We start from the raw sequence: 16,917 nt of genomic DNA on the forward strand, positions 1-16,917 counted from the left end.
CGACCATGCCCACTGGAGATCGGATCGATCCGTTCCGCGGGTTCAACTTCCGCGTCGAGATCGCGTCGACATCCGACGTCGTGGCGGCGTTCCGCGAAGTCAGCGGCCTCACGGCGAACATCGACGTCGCGGAGTACCGCGACGGCAACTCGAAGGACCTCCATCCGAAGAAGCTGTTCGGTCTGCGCAAGTACAGCAACATCGTGCTCAAGCGCGGAGTGACGCAGAACAACGAGCTGTGGCTCTGGTACCGGCAGATCGTCAACGGCGTCGCCGATCGCCGGAACGGGTCGGTCATCCTCCTCGACGAGGAGCAGAACGACATGCTCCGCTGGAACTTCTACGAGGCGTGGCCGTCGAAGCTCGACTGGCCGACCTTCAACGCGACGACGAACGAGGTCGCCGTCGAGACCCTCGAACTCTGCGTCGAGAAGATCGAACTGGTCTGATGGACGGCCGCGCGCCAGGGGTGCTCATCCAGTTCGCCGATCCGCCGCCGGCCATCGAGCCGTCGCGGATCGACGTGCCGGTGCTGGTCTGCGTCACCGAGCGCGGGCCCGTGGACACCCCCGTGCGCTGCGCCTCGTGGACGCGCTTCGTCGCCGGCCACGGCGGATTCATCCCCAACGGACTCGGCGCCTACGCGGCGAAGGCGTTCTTCGACAACGGCGGCGGACCGGCGTGGGTCGTGCGGGTCGCCGCACCCGAGCGCACGACAGCGACGGCCGGACCGCAGCCCGCCGACCGCAGCCGCAGCGTCGTCGCCGCGCCTGCGGGCCTGATCCCGGGTGCGGTCGCCACGCTCCGGCAGGGAGACCTGGTCCGCGCGTACCTGGTGACGGCCACGGATGCCGCGACCTCGACGATCACGTGGGACCGGCCCCTGCATCCCGGGTTCGACACGACGCTCGCGATCACCGTCGCGACGGGGGCGGGATCGGCGGCCGCGCGATGCCCGGACGAGGGCGGCGCGGACGCGATCGAGATCGAGGCGGCGACACCGGGATCGTGGGGCGATCGGCTCGAGGTGGTGGTGTCGGGCGTCCTCACCGCGAGCACCGCACCCCGGACGGACGCGGTGGGGACGGCCGCGGTGACGCCCGTCGTGTCCACGGTCGGGTTCGCCGTCGGCGACTCGTGCCGGATCACGCAGGACATCGGGGGAGTCGTCGCCGTGGAGACGGCCGTGGTCGCCCTCATCGACGCGGCCCACCGTGTGCTGAGCTGGACGACACCGCTGGCCCCGGCCATCGACGTCACCAGACCCTTCACGATCGAGTCCCGTGCCTTCGACCTCGCGGTGCTCGAAGCGGGCCTGGTCGCCGAACTCTGGCCGGGACTCACGTGCGAGCCCGCCCACCCGCGCTTCGCGGAACGCGTGCTCGCGGCATCCGCTCTCGTCCGCGGGCGCGTGCTGGGCGACCAGCCCGCGCCGGCACGGGCGCGGCTCGCCGGCGGACGGGACGGCACAGCGGCGCTCGCGATCGCCGACCTGCTGGGCGATGAGCTCACGGGAATCGCCCGCGGGCTCGCCGCCGTCGCCGAGATCGACGAGCCGGCGGTCGTCGTCATGCCCGATCTCGTCGCACCGCCGACGCCGCCGCTCGTGCGCGCGCCGCTCCCGGTGGATCCGTGCGATCCGTGCCGCGACGAAGAAGAGCTCCCCGACGCTGTCGAGGCGGTCATCGTGGAGGCCGGCGCGACGTTCGACGCCGAGCAGATCATCGCGGCGCAACAGGCCGTGATCGAGACGTGCGAGCGCAACACCGAGCGCATCGTGCTGCTGGACCCACCGAGCGGATGCCGCACCCTCGCCCAGCTCAGGGACTGGGCTGCTCGCTTCTCATCGAGCTACGCGGTCACGATCGCCCCCGGGATCGGCGTCGTCGAGCCGAGCGACTCGCGGGCGCTGCGGACCATTCCCGCCTCGGGACACCTCGCCGGACTCATCTCCGCCTGCGACACGGCCACCGGCCCCTGGCTGTCCGCCGCGAACCGCAGTCTCGTCTGGGCCCACAGCGTGTCGTGGGCCGCCAGCGACGCCGAGCACGCCGCCGCCAACGACGACGGCATCAATCTGGTGCGCCCCATCGCGGGCCGCGGCCTCGTCCCGCTCGGCGCGCGCACGATGGCCGCCGACGACGAGTGGACGTTCGCCGCGGTGCGCCGAACGATGATCTGGCTGCGCCGCACCCTGCGCCACCACCTCGCCTGGGTCGTCTTCGAGCCCATCACCCCGGGGCTCGCGACGCTGCTCACGGGATCGATCGGCACGCTGCTGACCGACGTCTGGGAGGCCGGCGGACTCTCCGGCGCCGCACCGGACGAGTCCTTCTTCGTCGCGGTCGACACCGAGTCCGCACTCGTCGGCGAGCTGCGCATCGTCGTGGGCGTCGCGCTGGCGCGGCCCGCCGAGTTCGTGACGGTGACCGTCACGCGCACGGGCAACCGCCTCGAACTGAACGAGGAGCCCGTGGTCGTGCTCGCGGGGGGTGCATGATGGCGCTCGTCGGAGGGTTCAACTTCACGATCCGGCTCATCGAGACCGCCAAGCCTGCTTCGGCGATCGTCGGATCGTTCAACCCGCCGATCGCGGGAGGCTTCAACGAGTGCGGCGGACTCGAGGCGAGCATGGCCGTCGACGAGTGGCGCGAAGGCGGGCGCAACGACGCCGTGCTGCGGTTCCCCGGTCGCATCACCCATCCGAACCTGCGCCTTCGGCGCGGCCTCGCGGTGAGCGAGGAGCTGTGGAAGTGGCACGAGCAGTTCATCCTCGGCAAGGGCAAGCGCCGGGACGGTGTCATCGAACTGCTCGACGACGGCGGCGAGACGGTGCGGACGTGGCGGTTCCGCCGGGGCCTGCCGGTGCGGTGGGCCGGTCCCGCCCTGAACGCGACGGCGTCGGCGGTCGCCGTCGAGGAGATCGAGATCGCGCACGAGGGCCTGTTCGTCCAGGCCGGCGGCGCGATCGGAGACGCGCTCAACACGGTCGCCTCGATCTTCGGAGGATCGTGATGGACGTCCACATCGGAGAGCTGAGCGCCGAGGTGCGCGCGGTCGACGACCGCACCCTCGTCTCGCCGGAGGTGCTCGACGCGGTCGTCGCCGAGGTGCTGCGCCGGCTCGACGCACGGCGCTCGACGGAGGAGGCGCACCGCGAGGAGCGGTCGCTGTGGGCATCGGTCAGGGAGAGCGGGCGATGACCTCCCTCGCGAAGGCGAAGTTCGTGCGGCTGCCCACGCCGGACGCCAGCAGCGGAGCGCAGTCGCTCTCGGTGCAGTTCAATCCGTCCGAGCTCAACTTCACCAAGACCGCGCAGGTCGCCGAGATCGGCATCCCGGGTCTGGACACACCCCTGCTCCAGTACGTGCGCGGCCAGGCCGAGACGCTCACGCTCGAGCTGTTCTTCGACTCGACCGAGGACGGCACGGGCAGTTCCGCCAAGCCGGTCACCGAGAAGACCGACAAGTTCTACGCCCTGATCAAGGCGGAGAGGGCGACACACGCACCCCCGGTCCTGCTGTTCCTCTGGGGAGGGACGTCCTTCCCTGGCAAGCGCCGCGACCACGGCTTCCGATGCGTCGTGACCTCGGTGCGGCAGCAGTTCACGCTCTTCGCCCCCGACGGCAAGCCCCTTCGCGCGAAGCTCACCGTCGAGCTCAAGGAGTACAAGCCGCTGACGCTCCATCTCGCCGAGCTCGGCTTCATGTCGGCGGACCACACGAAGGCCGCCGTCGTCCGCGAGAACGACACCATCACCGCGATCGCGTACCGCGAATACACCGATGACCGCCGTTGGCGCGACATCGCCGCGGTGAATCGCGTCGTCGATCCGCTCGCCCTCGAGCCCGGCCGCATCCTGCGCATCCCGAGGGGAGCGGGCCGATGAGCGCTCCCATCCCGCTGCACCGCGCAGGGCAGACGTTCTACGTCCCCGCGTTCGAGATCATCGTCAACGGCCGCCCCGCCGGCCGCGAAGTGGTGCGCGACCTCACCGAGGTCACGTTCGAGGACTCGCTCGAAGCGATCGACTCCTTCACCCTCGCCTTCAACAACTGGGACACCGACCACCTGCACCCCTCCTTCGTGGGTCAGGGCGCCGACGAAGCGCGCTGGGGCGACATCCAGCCGGGGAACGGCCTCGAGCTCAAGCTCGGCTACCAGGGCGACCTCAGGCTCATGACGACCGGGTTCATCACCGCGCTCGACATCGAGTTCCCCGACTCCGGATTCACCAAGGCGACGGTGCGCGGACTCAATGTGCTCGACCGCTTCCGCGACGCGCAGTACACGTGGTCGTGGCCGCCCGACGGCGGAGACCCCATGAAGGACTCCGACATCGCCGAAGACCTCGGCCAGGCGCCGAACTCGCCGCAGGGGCACCCCGGCCTCGTGGGCATCACCCGCATCGTGACCTCCGCCACGGCGAAGGGCCGCGAGCATCCCGCCGACCACGTCTTCATGAACAACAAGTACCCGATCCTCTTCCTCATGCAGCTCGCGCGCCGCAACGGCTACGAGGTGATCTTCCAGCTCGTCGACGATGAGCCGCAGCTCTACTTCGGGCCCTCCGACGAGGTGCGCGACATCACGTATCTGCTCGAGTGGGGCAAGACCCTGTCGTCGCTCAAGGCGACGATCTCGACGGCCCGGCAGGTCAAGCAGATGACGGTGCTGGGCTGGGACCGCGCCGCCAAGCAGGCGGTGCGCGCGTCGGTCACGGTGGACGACCCGGATGTGCGGCTCCCCGACACGACGCGTGCCCTGGCGCGTGCGACCGGCCGTGAGGAGGTCGTGACCGATCATGTCGTGACCACCGAGGCGCAGGCCCGGGCGAAGGCGATCGAGCTGCTGACGAACCACGCGTCGCGCCTCGTCGAAGTGGAGGGTTCCGTCGTCGGTCTGCCGGACCTGCGGGCGGGGCGCACGGTGCAGCTCGGCAGGCTCGGACCGCACATCGACGGCACGTACACGATCACGTGGACCAAGCACGTCGTGAACGACAGCGGCTATCGCACGCAGTTCAAGGCCCGCATGGAGGGCGTCCAGCGCCCGGCGGGCGCCGGCGCCGCCGGGACGGGAGGCTCGGCATGAACCTGGTCGAGAACCAGATCAGCGGGCTCATGCTGGGCGTCGTCGCCGACGTCGACGATCCGCTGGGACAAGGACGCGTGCGCGTGCGCTTCCCGTCGCTCGGCTCGGACGCGATGTCGAACTGGGCGCCGATCGCCTCGGCGATGGCCGGGAACGACCGCGGCGTCTGGTTCGTGCCCGAGGTCGACGACGAGGCCGTCGTCGCATTCGACCGCGGCGATCCGAGCTGGCCCATCGTGCTCGGCTTCCTGTGGAACGGTGTCGACGCCGCGCCCTCCACCTCGGTGCGAGAGCGGATGATCCGCAGCTACAACGGCCACACGATCCGGCTGCTGGATTCGACGCCCACCGACGGGGGCAACGAGGGCGGCATCGCGATCGAGGACGCGTCGGGCAACTCGATCGTGCTGGCAAACGGGCGGGTCACGGTCCACTCCGTCGGCGCCCTCGAGCTGGATGCCGCGGCCATCGTCCTCGTCAGCAACGGCGTGCGCCGCGTCGTCACCCCCAACGCGAATCCGATCTGAGGAGGAACCCGTGGTCGACATCGACATCCCCGTCTCGGAGCCCCTCAACCGGGCCCTGCAGCCGCTCACGTGCCAGGACCTCGCGCTGCCGCTGCCGAGTCCGCTCAAAGTGGAGCTGCCGTTCGGGGGGTCGATGAACGCCCTCGTCGACATGAGCAAGGGCATCCCCAACGACTGCTCGATGAACTTCAACCTCATGCTGCAGATGGCACCGCTCCTCGCGGCGCTGGACTGCCCCATGAAGATGCTCAAGCTCCTCAAGCCCCTCATCGACATCGTGAAGGCCGTGCCGAGCCTCGACCCCATCAAGATCGGTCAGGCGATGCCCGAGTTCGTGGATGCCGCGGCAGAGCTCGCCCCGTGCTTCGTCGCACTCGCGAAGGTGCCGATCATGGTCATGGACCTGCTGCGCCTCATCCGTTCGGTGCTCAACTGCCTCAAGGGCCAGCTCGAGACCCTGCGCGACCTCATGAACGGACTCGCGCTGCGCTTCGGGGAGGCGGAGGGAAACCCCGACCTCCGCGAGACCCTCGAGTGCTCGCAGAAGAACGCGCAGGCCCAGGCGCAGGCGCTCACGGCGTCGATCGACCCGATCTCCGGCGTCCTCGCCCTCGTCTCGACCATCGCGAGCATCGCCGGTATGAGCATCGACATCTCGCTCGAGACCGGGGGCGCACCGCCGGAGTCGACCGAGGCCGTCGATTCCGTGATCCTCGTGCTCGGCACCGCCGTGGACGCCATCTCCGCGATCGTGGGCGACTGACATGGCCGACAACCGCTCCTTCCTCGGCACCGGCATCGGGTTCCCCATCGATGTCGGGCCCGACGGAAGCGTGCGGACCGCCGCCGGCGAGCAGTCGATCACGCAGGCGATCTGGCTCATCCTGTCGACCTCTCCGGGGGAGCGGGTCATGAACTCGGAGTTCGGCTGCGGCATGCAGGACCTCGTGTTCGCGCCCAACACGGCGGCGACGCACGCGCAGATCGCGCACCACGTGCAGGAGTCGCTCCTGCGCTTCGAGCCGAGGATCGACGTCCTCGACGTGCGGGTCGAGGCGTCCGGAGACCTCGCGAACCTCCTGCTCATCGCCATCGACTACCGCGTGCGCGAGAACAACGCCCTCAACAACCTGGTCTATCCCTTCTACATCACCGAGGGGATCTCGCAATGAGGAGCGTGAGCCGATGACCCTCGTGCCGCCGAACCTCGACGACCGCCGTTACGACGACCTGGTCGCCCAGGCCCGCTCGCTCATCCCTCGCTACCTCCCCGAGTGGACCAACCACAACGACGCCGATCCCGGCATCACCCTGCTCCAGCTGTTCGGGTGGTACACGGATCTGCTGCTCTACCGCGTGAATCAGACGCCCGAGCTCAACTTCATCAAGTTCCTCCAGCTCCTCGGCATCACTACGGCCCCGGCGACGCCCGCGGCCGTCGATCTCACCTTCACGACCGCCAAGCCCACCGTCGACGTGGTGGTCCCCACCGGCACACAGGCCTCGGGGCAGGGCGCCGACGGCAAACCCGTCGTCTTCGAGCTGCCGGAAGGCTTCACCGCCATCGCCTCGCCGCTGGCAGCCGTCCAGACGTTCGACGGCTCGGCGTATCGAGACGTTACGACCGCGAACACGACGCCGGGGCAGCTGTTCGCGCCGCTCGGGCCGTACCCCAAGCCCGACGCCGCCGTGCTGCTCGGCTTCGGCGGGACGGCACTGTTCACGGCCAACCCGATCTCGCTCATGGTCTACCTCGCGCCGCAGCGCGGCCGGCCGGTCGCGCAGGCGGGCGCGCAGGCGACGCCCCCGCCAGGGCGCTTCGCGTACGAGTACTTCGACGGCGTGGGCTGGCAGCCGCTCGGCGTCGAGCGGGACGAGACCGCGGGCTTCACGGCGTCCGGACGAGTCGTGCTGTTCGGGCCGGGCACGAAGGCCGCGAAGAAGCCGATCGGGCAGGTGGCGGCATCCCTGTACTGGATCCGCATCCGCATGCTCTCGGGCGCGTACGAGCGAGGTCCGTCGATCGAGCGCGTCGCCGTGAACACCGTGCCCGCGCGGGCCGCCGTCACTGTGCGGGACGCCGTGCTGGGCGGATCCGACGGGCTTGCCGGGCAGGGGCCGTTCACCCTCCCGCAGACACCCGTCGTTCCGCTCCCGCGTCCGGTGACGGTCCCGCAAGAGGACGCACCCACCGCCACGGTGACGAGTCTGCGCCTCGAGATCGACGAGGGCAGCGGCTTCCGCGTGTGGCAGGAGACGGACGACCTGGGCGTGTGGGGGCCCGACGACCTCGTGTACACGCTCGACCCCGCGAGCGGCCAGATCCGGTTCGGCGACGGACGGCACGGCGCGATCCCCACCGCCAATCCGGCACTGCCGATGTCGAACATCGTCGCCAGGCGCTGGCTCGCGGGAGGCGGGGCGCGCGGAAACCTCGGCGCGGGCACGATCACGACGCTCGTCACCGCGGTGCCGGGTCTCGGGAAGGTGACCAACGTCCTCGCCGCGGTCGGGGGAGCGGACGGCGAGTCGGTGGACGCGGCCAAGCTCCGCGCGCCGGCGGAGCTGAAGGCGAAGGAGCGCGCCGTCACCGCCGAGGACTTCGCGCTGCTGACGCGGCAGGCGCCGGCGAACGTCGCCCGCGCGCACGCGCTGGCGCTCGCGCATCCGTCGTACCCCGGCGTGCCGGTCCCGGGCGCGGTGACGGTCCTCGTCGTCCCCGACGGGCCAGGGCCGGCGCCGACGCCGACGCCGGCGACGCTCGCGGCCGTGTGCGCGTGGCTGGACCGCCACCGCCTCATCACCACCGAGGTCTATGCGACCGCGCCGCGGTACCGCTCGGTGCGGGTCGTCGCCGACATCCTCGTCGCACCGGAGGCCGACCTGGCGACGGTGCGGAGGGACGTCTCGTCCGCGGTGACGACCTGGCTGCATCCGCTCACGGGAGGCCCGGACGGGCAGGGGTGGCCGTTCGGCGGCACCGTGTACTCGTCCGACCTCTTCCGCATCGTGCTCTCGGTGGCGGGGGTCCAGCGCATCCGGGAGAACCAGCTGACGGTCGATCTCGACGACGAGCGGCAGCCGTTCTGCCGCGACGTCGAGCTCGAGCGCGGAGAGCTCGTCCTCGCCGAGGATCCCGAACTGACGGTGAGCTACTCATGAGCTCCCACTTCCTGCTGGCGGCGCGGCCCGGATGGCGGCCCGCGTCGACGCTCACGCACGACGTCTCGGTCGACGGCGCGCTGACGCTGGACCCGCTGCCCGGGCCCTCGGTCTTCGACCTGCCGCTCCAGCGTGTCATCGACCTGCCGGACTGCCAGCGCGGGGTCATCGACACGGCCGGGCGTCGCGTGCTCGTCGTCGCAGGGACCGGGCAGGTGCGGCTCGTCTTCACGCCTCCCGGCGGACCGTCGACCTGGAGCCCCGTCGGACTGGTGTGCTTCCCACCGGATCGCCTGGCCGTCCTGGATGCGAGCGGCGTCGTGCACCTCTTCGACTGCGGCGGCGAATGGCAGGGGACTGTCCCCGACCTCGAGGCGCCCGTCGATCCGGATGCCGACCCTCGGTATCCGGTGCAGGGCGCGTTGGTGACGACCGCCCTGGACGCGGGTCTTCCGGGCTGCTGCTGGCATCGCATCGAGCTGCGCGGCAGCGTTCCGTCCTCGACCCGCATCGAGGTCGCCACCCTCACCACCGAAGAGGACCTGACCGAGACCGAGATCGCGCTCCTCGACGATCGCTGGGTGGCGGCGGCCACGTTCGGGGATCCCGGTCTCGCCGCGTGGGACACTCTCGTGTTCTCCCCGCCGGGCCGGTACCTGTGGCTGCGACTCACGCTCGTCGGCGACGGCAGCAGCACACCCGAGGTGACGGATGCCGCGGTGCATCCCTTCCGGCACACGTCGATCGAACGTCTGCCCGCGGTCTTCTCGTCGGGCGAGTCGGATTTCCTGGACCGGTTCCTCGCCCTGACCGACTCCGTCCGGGATTCCGTGACGCAACTGCTCGACGAGCTCCCTCTCCAGCTCGATCCCCGCGCGGCCGGCGCCTCGGAGCGTCGTGACTTCCTGGCATGGCTCGGCCGCTGGGTCGGGATGGACGACCTGGCGGGGCTGCCTGAGGCGCGGCGGCGCAGGCTCATCCGGGCGGCCGCCGAGCTCTATCGACGTCGCGGCACTCCCGATGGCGTCGCGCGCCACATCGGCATGTGGCTCGGCCGCAGGGTCGAGGTGCTCGAGCACTACCGGCTGCGCCGGTGGGCGATCGCGAACGGTGCCCGGCTCGGCGATGACAGCGTGCTGTTCGGTCCCGAGATCGTTCGGCGCCTTCGCCTCGACGAGTTCTCGCAGATCGGCGAGTTCTCGCTCGTGAGCACGCCGTCCCCTCGGCTCGACCCGTTCGCGGTGTTCGCGCACGCCTTCACGGTCTGCGTCCACGCCGCCTCCTGCGACGACACCGCGACGCTCGGCGACGCCGCGGCACGGATCGCGCGCGCGGTGTCGCCCGCGCACACGGCGCCCGAGGTGGCGGTCGTCCGCGCCACGGCGACGGTGGGAGTGCAGGCGCGCCTGGGAATCGACGCGCTCGTCGCCGGCCCGCCCCCCGCCGGACGCGTGGGGCAGGAAATCGGCATGGCTGTCGCCGCCGACCCCAGGGCGGGCGGCCTCAACAGCATCGGAATCGACGCCCGGCTCGGCAGCCGCGCCGTCGTCGGGTGAAAGGAGACACTGGTGACCAAGACGCTCGAACGCACCGGTTGCGACGAATGCGGCTCCCCGCAGCTCGCCCGCAACACGTGGTTCACCGGGAAGCTGCTCACGGAGCGAGACCTCACGGACGAGCAGCGCTACCTGCTCGGCAAGATCACGCGGCACAACCAGTACCTGCACGGCTACGGCATCGTGTGCGGGCTGGAGGTGGCGGAGCATCCGAATCCTGCGTGCCGTGAGGAGCTCGTCGTCGTCGGGCCGGGGCTCGCGATCGACTGCTGCGGGCACGAGATCCTGCTCACGCACGAGGAGGTCGTGCCGCTCGCCGATCTCGTCCGGGCGGCATGGGCGGCCGACCACGGCGACGATCCGCTGACCGGCCCGCACCGCGTGCAGCTCTGCATCGGCTACCGCGAGTGCCTCACGGAGGATGTCGAAGCGTTCCTCGAGCCGTGCGACGACATGGGCGCCCGGCCGAATCGCATCCTCGACTCGTACGCGTTCGGCGTGCGGCTGGATGCCCCGCTGCCGGCACCCGTCCAGCCCGCCGTGCTCACGTGGCAGGCGACGGTGTCGCTCGCGGGCGCCGGGCGGTTCGCCGTGGATTCCGGCGGCGACCGTCTCTACGCGCTGGCCGGCTCGACGCTCATGACCTTCACCGCCTCGACCGGCGCAGTGGTGGGCGCGCTCACCCTTCCCGCCGCCGGCCTCGACGTTGCGGTGAGTCGCACGGGCGATCGCGTCTACGTCGCCGTGGCCGCGAAGAAGGCCGTCCTGGTCTTCGATCCGGCTGCACCCGCCGCGCCGATCACGACTCTCGAACTTCCCGCAGCCCCTTCGGGCGCGGTGCGGTTGGCGGCACCGGGCACGGGCGGCGTCGCGGCGCTCGACGTGGATGCCTCGACCCTCTTCTCCTGGCCGGCCGACGTCGACACCGGCACCGCTTCGGCGCCGGTCACCGCGCCCGTCGCCGCCGATGGCCGGGCGGTCGTGATCCTCGCGGACTCCACGGCGGCGGTCGTGACCTGCGCAGACGGCTCGGCCCACCTCGTGAAGTCCGGTGCCACCTCGGCCACGGTCGTCGCGCTGGGACCGGACATCGTCGGCCTCGGCATCGTCGCGGCCGCGGGCGAGCAGCGGATCCTCGGCGTCGCTTCCGACGCGACCGCCCAGCAGTACACGGTGGATGTGACGGCCGGCACGATCACGGCGACCGGCTCGGTCGGCGATGTCGTCGACACCCCGGTCGCCGTCGCCGAGAGCACCGACGGCGCGTGGGCCGCTGTGGCGGTGACGGATGCCGCGGGCCAGGGCGCCGTCCGGGTGCTCGACGTCGCCGGGCTGAACTCGGCGGCGCGCACCGCCGGAGAGCCAGCGCCGGTCGGAGTGGGGGAGCTCACGACCATCGCGATCGATCCGCCGCGCAGCCGCATCCTCGTCGGGTACGCGGGGACGACCGGCCAGCCCGAGACCGCGGGGATCGCGGTGCTCGACGCGGACGTGCTCGCCTGCTCGCTGTCGCCGGGCGACTGTCCGACGTGCGGGGAGGACTGCATCGTCCTCACGACGATCGAGAACTGGTCTCCCGGCGACGAGTTCGCCTCGGCCGCGCTGACGACAGCGGGCCGCCGACACCTGCCGAGCATCAGCCAGCTCGCCGACACCGTGAGGTGCCTGCTCGCCCGCCCTGCCGGGGGTTCGGGAGAGGCCGGACCGGCCGGTCCGACCGGGCCTCCGGGGCCGGCCGGCCCGCAGGGTGAGCAGGGCGAGCAGGGCGAACCCGGGCTGAACGGCGAGCCGGGACCCGAGGGGGACCCGGGGCCCCAGGGGCAGCCGGGACCACAGGGGATCCCGGGCCAGCCGGGCACGCCGGGGCAGACGGGCCCCCAGGGCGAGACCGGCCCGCAGGGTCCGCCGGGTGCGCCGGGCACCGATCTGCTCGCGGTGCGTCTGCCGAACATCGTCGCCCTCTCGTGGCCGCACCGCGGCGAGGTGCGCACCCCGGCTCCGTCCCGGCGATTGCGGGACGTCGGCATCGTCGTCGTCTTCAGCGAGCCGATGGACGTCTCGACGCTCGACCGCATGTCGTGCGCCGTGTACCTCCGGCAGGACGACGAGATCGACGGTCGCCAGGGGTACCGCTGGACCGGCCTCACCGTGTTCGTCGATCCCATCCGCGTCGACCTCGGGTGCGGCGACATCGTCCGCGAGCTCCCCGATCCGCAGCCCGCCCCCAACGGGGACGCCAACGCCGTGCGGATGTGGGTCGACGGCGACCTGCCTGACGGCATCTACCGGGTCATCCTGGACGGCGACACGATCCTCAGCGTCCGCGAGGACCAGCGTCTCGACGGCAGCGTCGGTCAGCTGGCGCTGGACGGCAATCACCTCGGACCCGGGCTCACCAAGCGCTGTCCCACTGGAGACCTCATCGAGGGCGGGACGTTCGAGAGCTGGTTCATCCTCGGAAGGGAGCCGCAGCTATGAGTACCGTCTACTCGGCGCACATGCGCCGCATGTCGGGCGCCTCCGCCGAGAGATCCCACGGATGCGATTGCACCTGCCCCGTCTGCCAGGGGCTGCACACCTTCGTGCGTCCCCGGTTCTTCGCCGGCCAGCTGCTCACCGAGACCGAGCTCACCGGCCTGACCACGTACTTCATGGAGAAGCAGCGGCTCCACAACCGCTACCTCCACGGGTACGGGGTCGTCGTCGGTCTGCAGGTCGAGTGCGACGGCTGCGGTCCGGGTGTGATCGTGCGCCCGGGCTACGCCATCGACCCCTGCGGCGCGGACATCGTGCTCCCGGACACGGTGAGCGTCGACGTCGGCAAGCTCATCGCGAGCTGCTCGCGACGGGTCGAGGTCGACGACTGCGACCCGCCGCGGTACCCGCGGGCCGACGGCTGCGACGACCGCGAGCAGACGTGGTGCCTGTGGGTGCGCTACAAGGAGCAGCAGGCACGTCCTCTCACTCCGCTCGGCGGCGGCGCCGCGCCGTCGGGATGCGGCTGCGGCGCATCCCGGAGCCCCGGTGGCTGCGGATGCGGCAAGAGCGGCGGGGGAACGGCGAGCTCATCCACAGGGTCGGGCACCGCGTTCGGAGCGGGACGCAGCACGGCGGCGACGTCGAAGGGCGGATGCGGGTGCGGTGGCGGCGCCGGCGGCACCTCGTCGCGCGCCACGACGTGCGGCTGCCAGCAGGCGCCCTCGCGCGGTTCGCGTGACGCGGCGTGCGAACCGAGCCGCGTGTACGAGTACCTCGAGTTCGGCGTCTCGCCCAAGGACGAGGACTGCGGGACCCTCGAGAGCGCGATCGGCGGGACCTTCCCCGCCAAGGTCCTGGAGTGCATCAGACACCTCCAGCCCGTGCTCACCAAGGGCCTCTCCAAGCCCATGCAGTCCAGCGCGCTCTCGGTCGCCATGGGCGGGCAGGTCGGTCTCAGTCAGGGCGTGGCACGCGATGCCGTCTGTCAGCTCTACGCCAACGTGCTCGAGCTGTACCAGAACGACCCCATGCGCACGCAGTGCGTGCTCCCCGAGGAGCTCTCGTCGATCGATTGCTCGCCGCAGGGTCCGAACGAGACCGACAGCCAGTTCCTCGCCCGGCTCTCGCTCGCCCTGCAGCAGCTCATCGTGCTCGTCGTGCTGTACCTCCGCGACTGCGTCTGCTATTCGGCGCTGCCCCCGGTGCCCGGAGCGGCGTGCGATGACCGCATCGTTCTCGCGTGCCTCACGGTCAAAGACGGCGTCGTCACGAAGATCTGCAATCTGGCCTGCCGCCGGTATGCGGGATCGTTCGTCAATCGCGAGTACTGGCTGCCGATCGGACCGGTCCTCAGCATCCTCGCGGCGAAGCTCTGCTGCTTCCCGCTGGGGCTCGGGCGTCAGGTGCGCGTGCCCGACGAACGGCGGCCCGACAACCTCCGGCGCGGATTCCCGTTCGGCGCGAAGACGTCCTCCTCGGGCTGGCGGTACGACAACATCCTGTCCGCGATCCGTTCGGACGACTTCTCGCTCCCCAAGCTGTGGCGCGACCGGGCGCGGACGATGGCGACGAAGGTGCGGGTCGGCACAGTGCTGGCAGGGGTGGAGCGCTCGCTCGAGCGGACGAAGGGCAGCATCCGGCTCGCTTCGTACCTGCACGCCGACGTCGCGACCGCGGCGGCCGCCCTCGAGAAGAAGGGCGTCCAGGTCGAGGTCGTCGAGGTCGCCGAACGCGGCGAGGGACTCGCCTTCGACGCCGTCCCGAGGGTGCGCAAGGGCGGCGCGGCGACCCTGTACTCGTACGGCGGACGCGTCGTCGGGGTTCGCGGCAGCGAGGGAGTCGACCTCGGACGGAGGGCCGAGCGATGACCGAGATTGCCCGCCCGGTCTACCGCGAGGGCCAGTTCCTCACGGCGGCCGACTTCGTCGCAGAGCAGGCCTACCATCGGCGCTCGCTCGCAAGGCACGAGGTGGGGGAGCATACGTGGGGGCTCATCGTGGGGCTCGAGCTCGTCGAGGTGGCGGACCCCGGCGGTTCCGGATTCGTCGACGTCTTCCTCACCCCCGGTTTCGCCGTCGACGGATACGGGCGTCAGATCGTCTCGTTCGAGCGGATCGCGGTGGACACGAACCTCTTCAACGCCTTCCTCGACAACTCGCACCGCAGCGTATGGATCCAGTTCGCGCAGACCAGCGCCGCACCGACGCCGGAGGGCTGGACCGACGACTGCGCCGACGGCGAGCCGACGCGTGCGATCGAGACGTTCCGGCTCGTGGTCGATCCCGTCGATCCCGACACCGACGTGCTCGTCGCCGGTGAGGTCGCGATCCCGGAGCCCTCGCCGGGATCGAGCATCCCCGCCGACACCTCCGTCCCGTTCCAGGAACTCCCGGAGGAGCCGCCGATCGCACGGTGGCTCGTGCGGCTCGGTTCGCTCCTGTGGGACGGCGCCGCCCGCCGCTTCCGGCCGGCCGGCGGACGGCTCACCGAAGGACGCAGATTCGCCGGCGTCGTCGCGGCGGACGTGCTCGCCCCGGCGGGAACGCTCCGCGTCGCCCGGCGCACGGCCCCGGCCGACACGGACGCGGCCGACTTCGCGATCGTCGAGGGACGCGTGCGCGCGCAGGGCAGGATCAACGCCGAGCGCGAGCTCTGGATGGAGGGCGATGCGATCCGGTTCACGTACGACGCCGGCGGCTCGGTCACGGATCCGCCGCTGACGCTCGTGCGCGACCGCGGTCCCGCAGGCGGCGAGCATCGCCTGCGCCTGACCCTCGGCGACGCGCCGGCCGCCGACGTCTCGCTCTCGGTCGGCACGACTGCGGACACGGCCGACCCCGATCCGGTCGCGGAGGTGATCGCGGATGGGCGCGTGCGCGTACCGCGGGGACCGCTCGACATGGGCACGACCCATCGTCAGGAGATCGAGCTGAACACGCCCGACTACGGCTTCGGCACGCAGGACGGCGTGCTGTATCAGCGCAGTCCGAACATGTTCGCGTGGTACACGGGCGGATCGCACCAGGACAAGCCGCTCGATCCTGGCAAGAACTCGGCGGGCGTGCAGCTCGTGCCGCGTCTCGTGCTGGACGCCGAGGGCTCGCTGGATTTCGGCGCCGTCACCCACCAGATGCTCAAGCTGTGGAGCGCGACCGGGACGACCGTGTACGGGATCGGGGTCCAGCCGTGGACGCTCTACTTCCGGACGGACGCCGACTTCGCGTGGTTCCGCGACGGCACGCATGCCGACGTCCGCGGGGGCGCCGGTGCCGGTGGCACGCTCGCGATGAAGCTCGGCGAGGACTCGACCCTCGAGGTGTTCGGCGCCGAGAAGGTGTCGACCAACCTCACCGTCGGCGCGGGCGGCAACGGCTGGGTGAAGTCACGCCACGTCAACGGCAAGTCCGCGTTCAGCGACGCCGACGATCATCTGTTCCTCAACTGGTCGACGGGCAACGACGTCTTCGTCGGAGGCGGGGGCGCGGCATCCGATCTCGAGGTCAGCGGCGGTATGCGCGTGCGCGGCCCGGGTCAGGCGGCCGTGGAGTCGGTGATCAAGGTCATCAAGAACGACCTCCAGGTGTCCAACGGGTTCACCGGAGCGGCCGGGACTCCCGGCACCTGGTCGTGGAACTGGGGCTCGGCGCTCGACGAGTGCTTCACGGTCTTCGTGGTGATCAACGCGTTCGCCGTGGTCACCGGCAGCGACCTGTTCAGCACGAACCCGTCGCGATCGCCCTCGACCGACGTGATCCCGCAGACGATGTGGGCTCGAGTCGACGCGTTCAGCAATTCCGGGGCGAACGGCCGGGCGTTCCTGTCGCAGTCCGACGCGGGCTCCGAGGGGAACAACGCGGTCGGCATCACCGTGATCGCGATCGGAAGGAAGACGACATGACGACGGACCAGGACTCCAGGACCGACCTCGAGCTCGCGGCCGAGACGAGGCTCGTGCTCCTGCGGCGTCAGCTCGCGGAGGGCGAGGCCGCGCTCGCAGAGCACGACGGGCAGCGCGAGCAGCTCGTGGCGAACCTGCTGCGGCTGTCGGGGGCGATCCAGGTCCTCACGGAGCTGCTGGCGCCCGCGTCCGAGGAGTAGGC

General features: G+C 71.0%; 15 protein-coding genes. All 15 read left to right on the forward strand.

The features are described from left to right. The first annotated feature begins 5 nt into the window (after positions 1 to 5). The 15 genes from OL358_RS12630 to OL358_RS12700 are packed head-to-tail and all read left to right on the forward strand — an operon-like array spanning position 6 to position 16,915. The gene (locus tag OL358_RS12630) at positions 6 to 449 is read left to right on the forward strand and encodes a phage tail protein (protein WP_264710422.1); all 444 of its coding nucleotides are present in this window, start codon (positions 6 to 8) and stop codon (positions 447 to 449) included. Further along, the gene (locus OL358_RS12635; RefSeq protein WP_264710423.1) at positions 449 to 2,500 is read left to right on the forward strand and encodes a phage tail sheath C-terminal domain-containing protein; all 2,052 of its coding nucleotides are present in this window, start codon (positions 449 to 451) and stop codon (positions 2,498 to 2,500) included. Before OL358_RS12630 ends, OL358_RS12635 begins: the two co-directional genes overlap by 1 nt. Beyond that, positions 2,500 to 3,015, forward strand: coding sequence for a phage tail protein (locus OL358_RS12640; RefSeq protein ID WP_264710424.1), 516 nt, complete (start codon positions 2,500 to 2,502; stop codon positions 3,013 to 3,015). The genes OL358_RS12635 and OL358_RS12640 overlap by 1 nt, the downstream gene beginning before the upstream one ends. Continuing rightward, a complete protein-coding gene (locus OL358_RS12645) occupies positions 3,015 to 3,203 on the forward strand; it encodes a hypothetical protein (protein WP_264710425.1) in 189 nt (62 codons plus the stop codon). Before OL358_RS12640 ends, OL358_RS12645 begins: the two co-directional genes overlap by 1 nt. After that, positions 3,200 to 3,889 (forward strand): CIS tube protein, encoded by a 690-nt coding sequence (locus OL358_RS12650; protein WP_264710426.1) that lies wholly within the window; start codon positions 3,200 to 3,202, stop codon positions 3,887 to 3,889. Before OL358_RS12645 ends, OL358_RS12650 begins: the two co-directional genes overlap by 4 nt. After that, positions 3,886 to 5,094 (forward strand): phage late control D family protein, encoded by a 1,209-nt coding sequence (locus OL358_RS12655; protein WP_264710427.1) that lies wholly within the window; start codon positions 3,886 to 3,888, stop codon positions 5,092 to 5,094. Before OL358_RS12650 ends, OL358_RS12655 begins: the two co-directional genes overlap by 4 nt. Continuing rightward, positions 5,091 to 5,621 (forward strand): phage baseplate assembly protein V, encoded by a 531-nt coding sequence (locus OL358_RS12660; protein WP_264710428.1) that lies wholly within the window; start codon positions 5,091 to 5,093, stop codon positions 5,619 to 5,621. Before OL358_RS12655 ends, OL358_RS12660 begins: the two co-directional genes overlap by 4 nt. Positions 5,622 to 5,631: 10 nt before the next feature. Further along, the gene (locus OL358_RS12665) at positions 5,632 to 6,384 is read left to right on the forward strand and encodes a hypothetical protein (RefSeq protein ID WP_264710429.1); all 753 of its coding nucleotides are present in this window, start codon (positions 5,632 to 5,634) and stop codon (positions 6,382 to 6,384) included. 1 nt (position 6,385) lies between these two features. Beyond that, on the forward strand, positions 6,386 to 6,793 hold the full coding sequence (locus tag OL358_RS12670) for a GPW/gp25 family protein (RefSeq protein WP_264710430.1): 408 nt from the start codon (positions 6,386 to 6,388) through the stop codon (positions 6,791 to 6,793). 13 nt (positions 6,794 to 6,806) lie between these two features. After that, the gene (locus tag OL358_RS12675) at positions 6,807 to 8,783 is read left to right on the forward strand and encodes a putative baseplate assembly protein (protein WP_264710431.1); all 1,977 of its coding nucleotides are present in this window, start codon (positions 6,807 to 6,809) and stop codon (positions 8,781 to 8,783) included. Then, on the forward strand, positions 8,780 to 10,339 hold the full coding sequence (locus OL358_RS12680) for a phage tail protein (RefSeq protein WP_264710432.1): 1,560 nt from the start codon (positions 8,780 to 8,782) through the stop codon (positions 10,337 to 10,339). Before OL358_RS12675 ends, OL358_RS12680 begins: the two co-directional genes overlap by 4 nt. A gap of 12 nt (positions 10,340 to 10,351) precedes the next feature. Next, positions 10,352 to 12,817 (forward strand): hypothetical protein, encoded by a 2,466-nt coding sequence (locus OL358_RS12685; protein ID WP_264710433.1) that lies wholly within the window; start codon positions 10,352 to 10,354, stop codon positions 12,815 to 12,817. Continuing rightward, entirely contained in the window at positions 12,814 to 14,685 is a 1,872-nt protein-coding gene (locus tag OL358_RS12690; protein WP_264710434.1) for a hypothetical protein, read from the forward strand. Before OL358_RS12685 ends, OL358_RS12690 begins: the two co-directional genes overlap by 4 nt. Then, positions 14,682 to 16,715, forward strand: coding sequence for a hypothetical protein (locus tag OL358_RS12695; RefSeq protein WP_264710435.1), 2,034 nt, complete (start codon positions 14,682 to 14,684; stop codon positions 16,713 to 16,715). Before OL358_RS12690 ends, OL358_RS12695 begins: the two co-directional genes overlap by 4 nt. Next, positions 16,712 to 16,915, forward strand: coding sequence for a hypothetical protein (locus OL358_RS12700; protein ID WP_264710436.1), 204 nt, complete (start codon positions 16,712 to 16,714; stop codon positions 16,913 to 16,915). The genes OL358_RS12695 and OL358_RS12700 overlap by 4 nt, the downstream gene beginning before the upstream one ends. Positions 16,916 to 16,917 lie beyond the last annotated feature (2 nt).

This window comes from Microbacterium sp. SSM24, assembly GCF_025989145.1.
GTDB lineage: Bacteria > Actinomycetota > Actinomycetes > Actinomycetales > Microbacteriaceae > Microbacterium.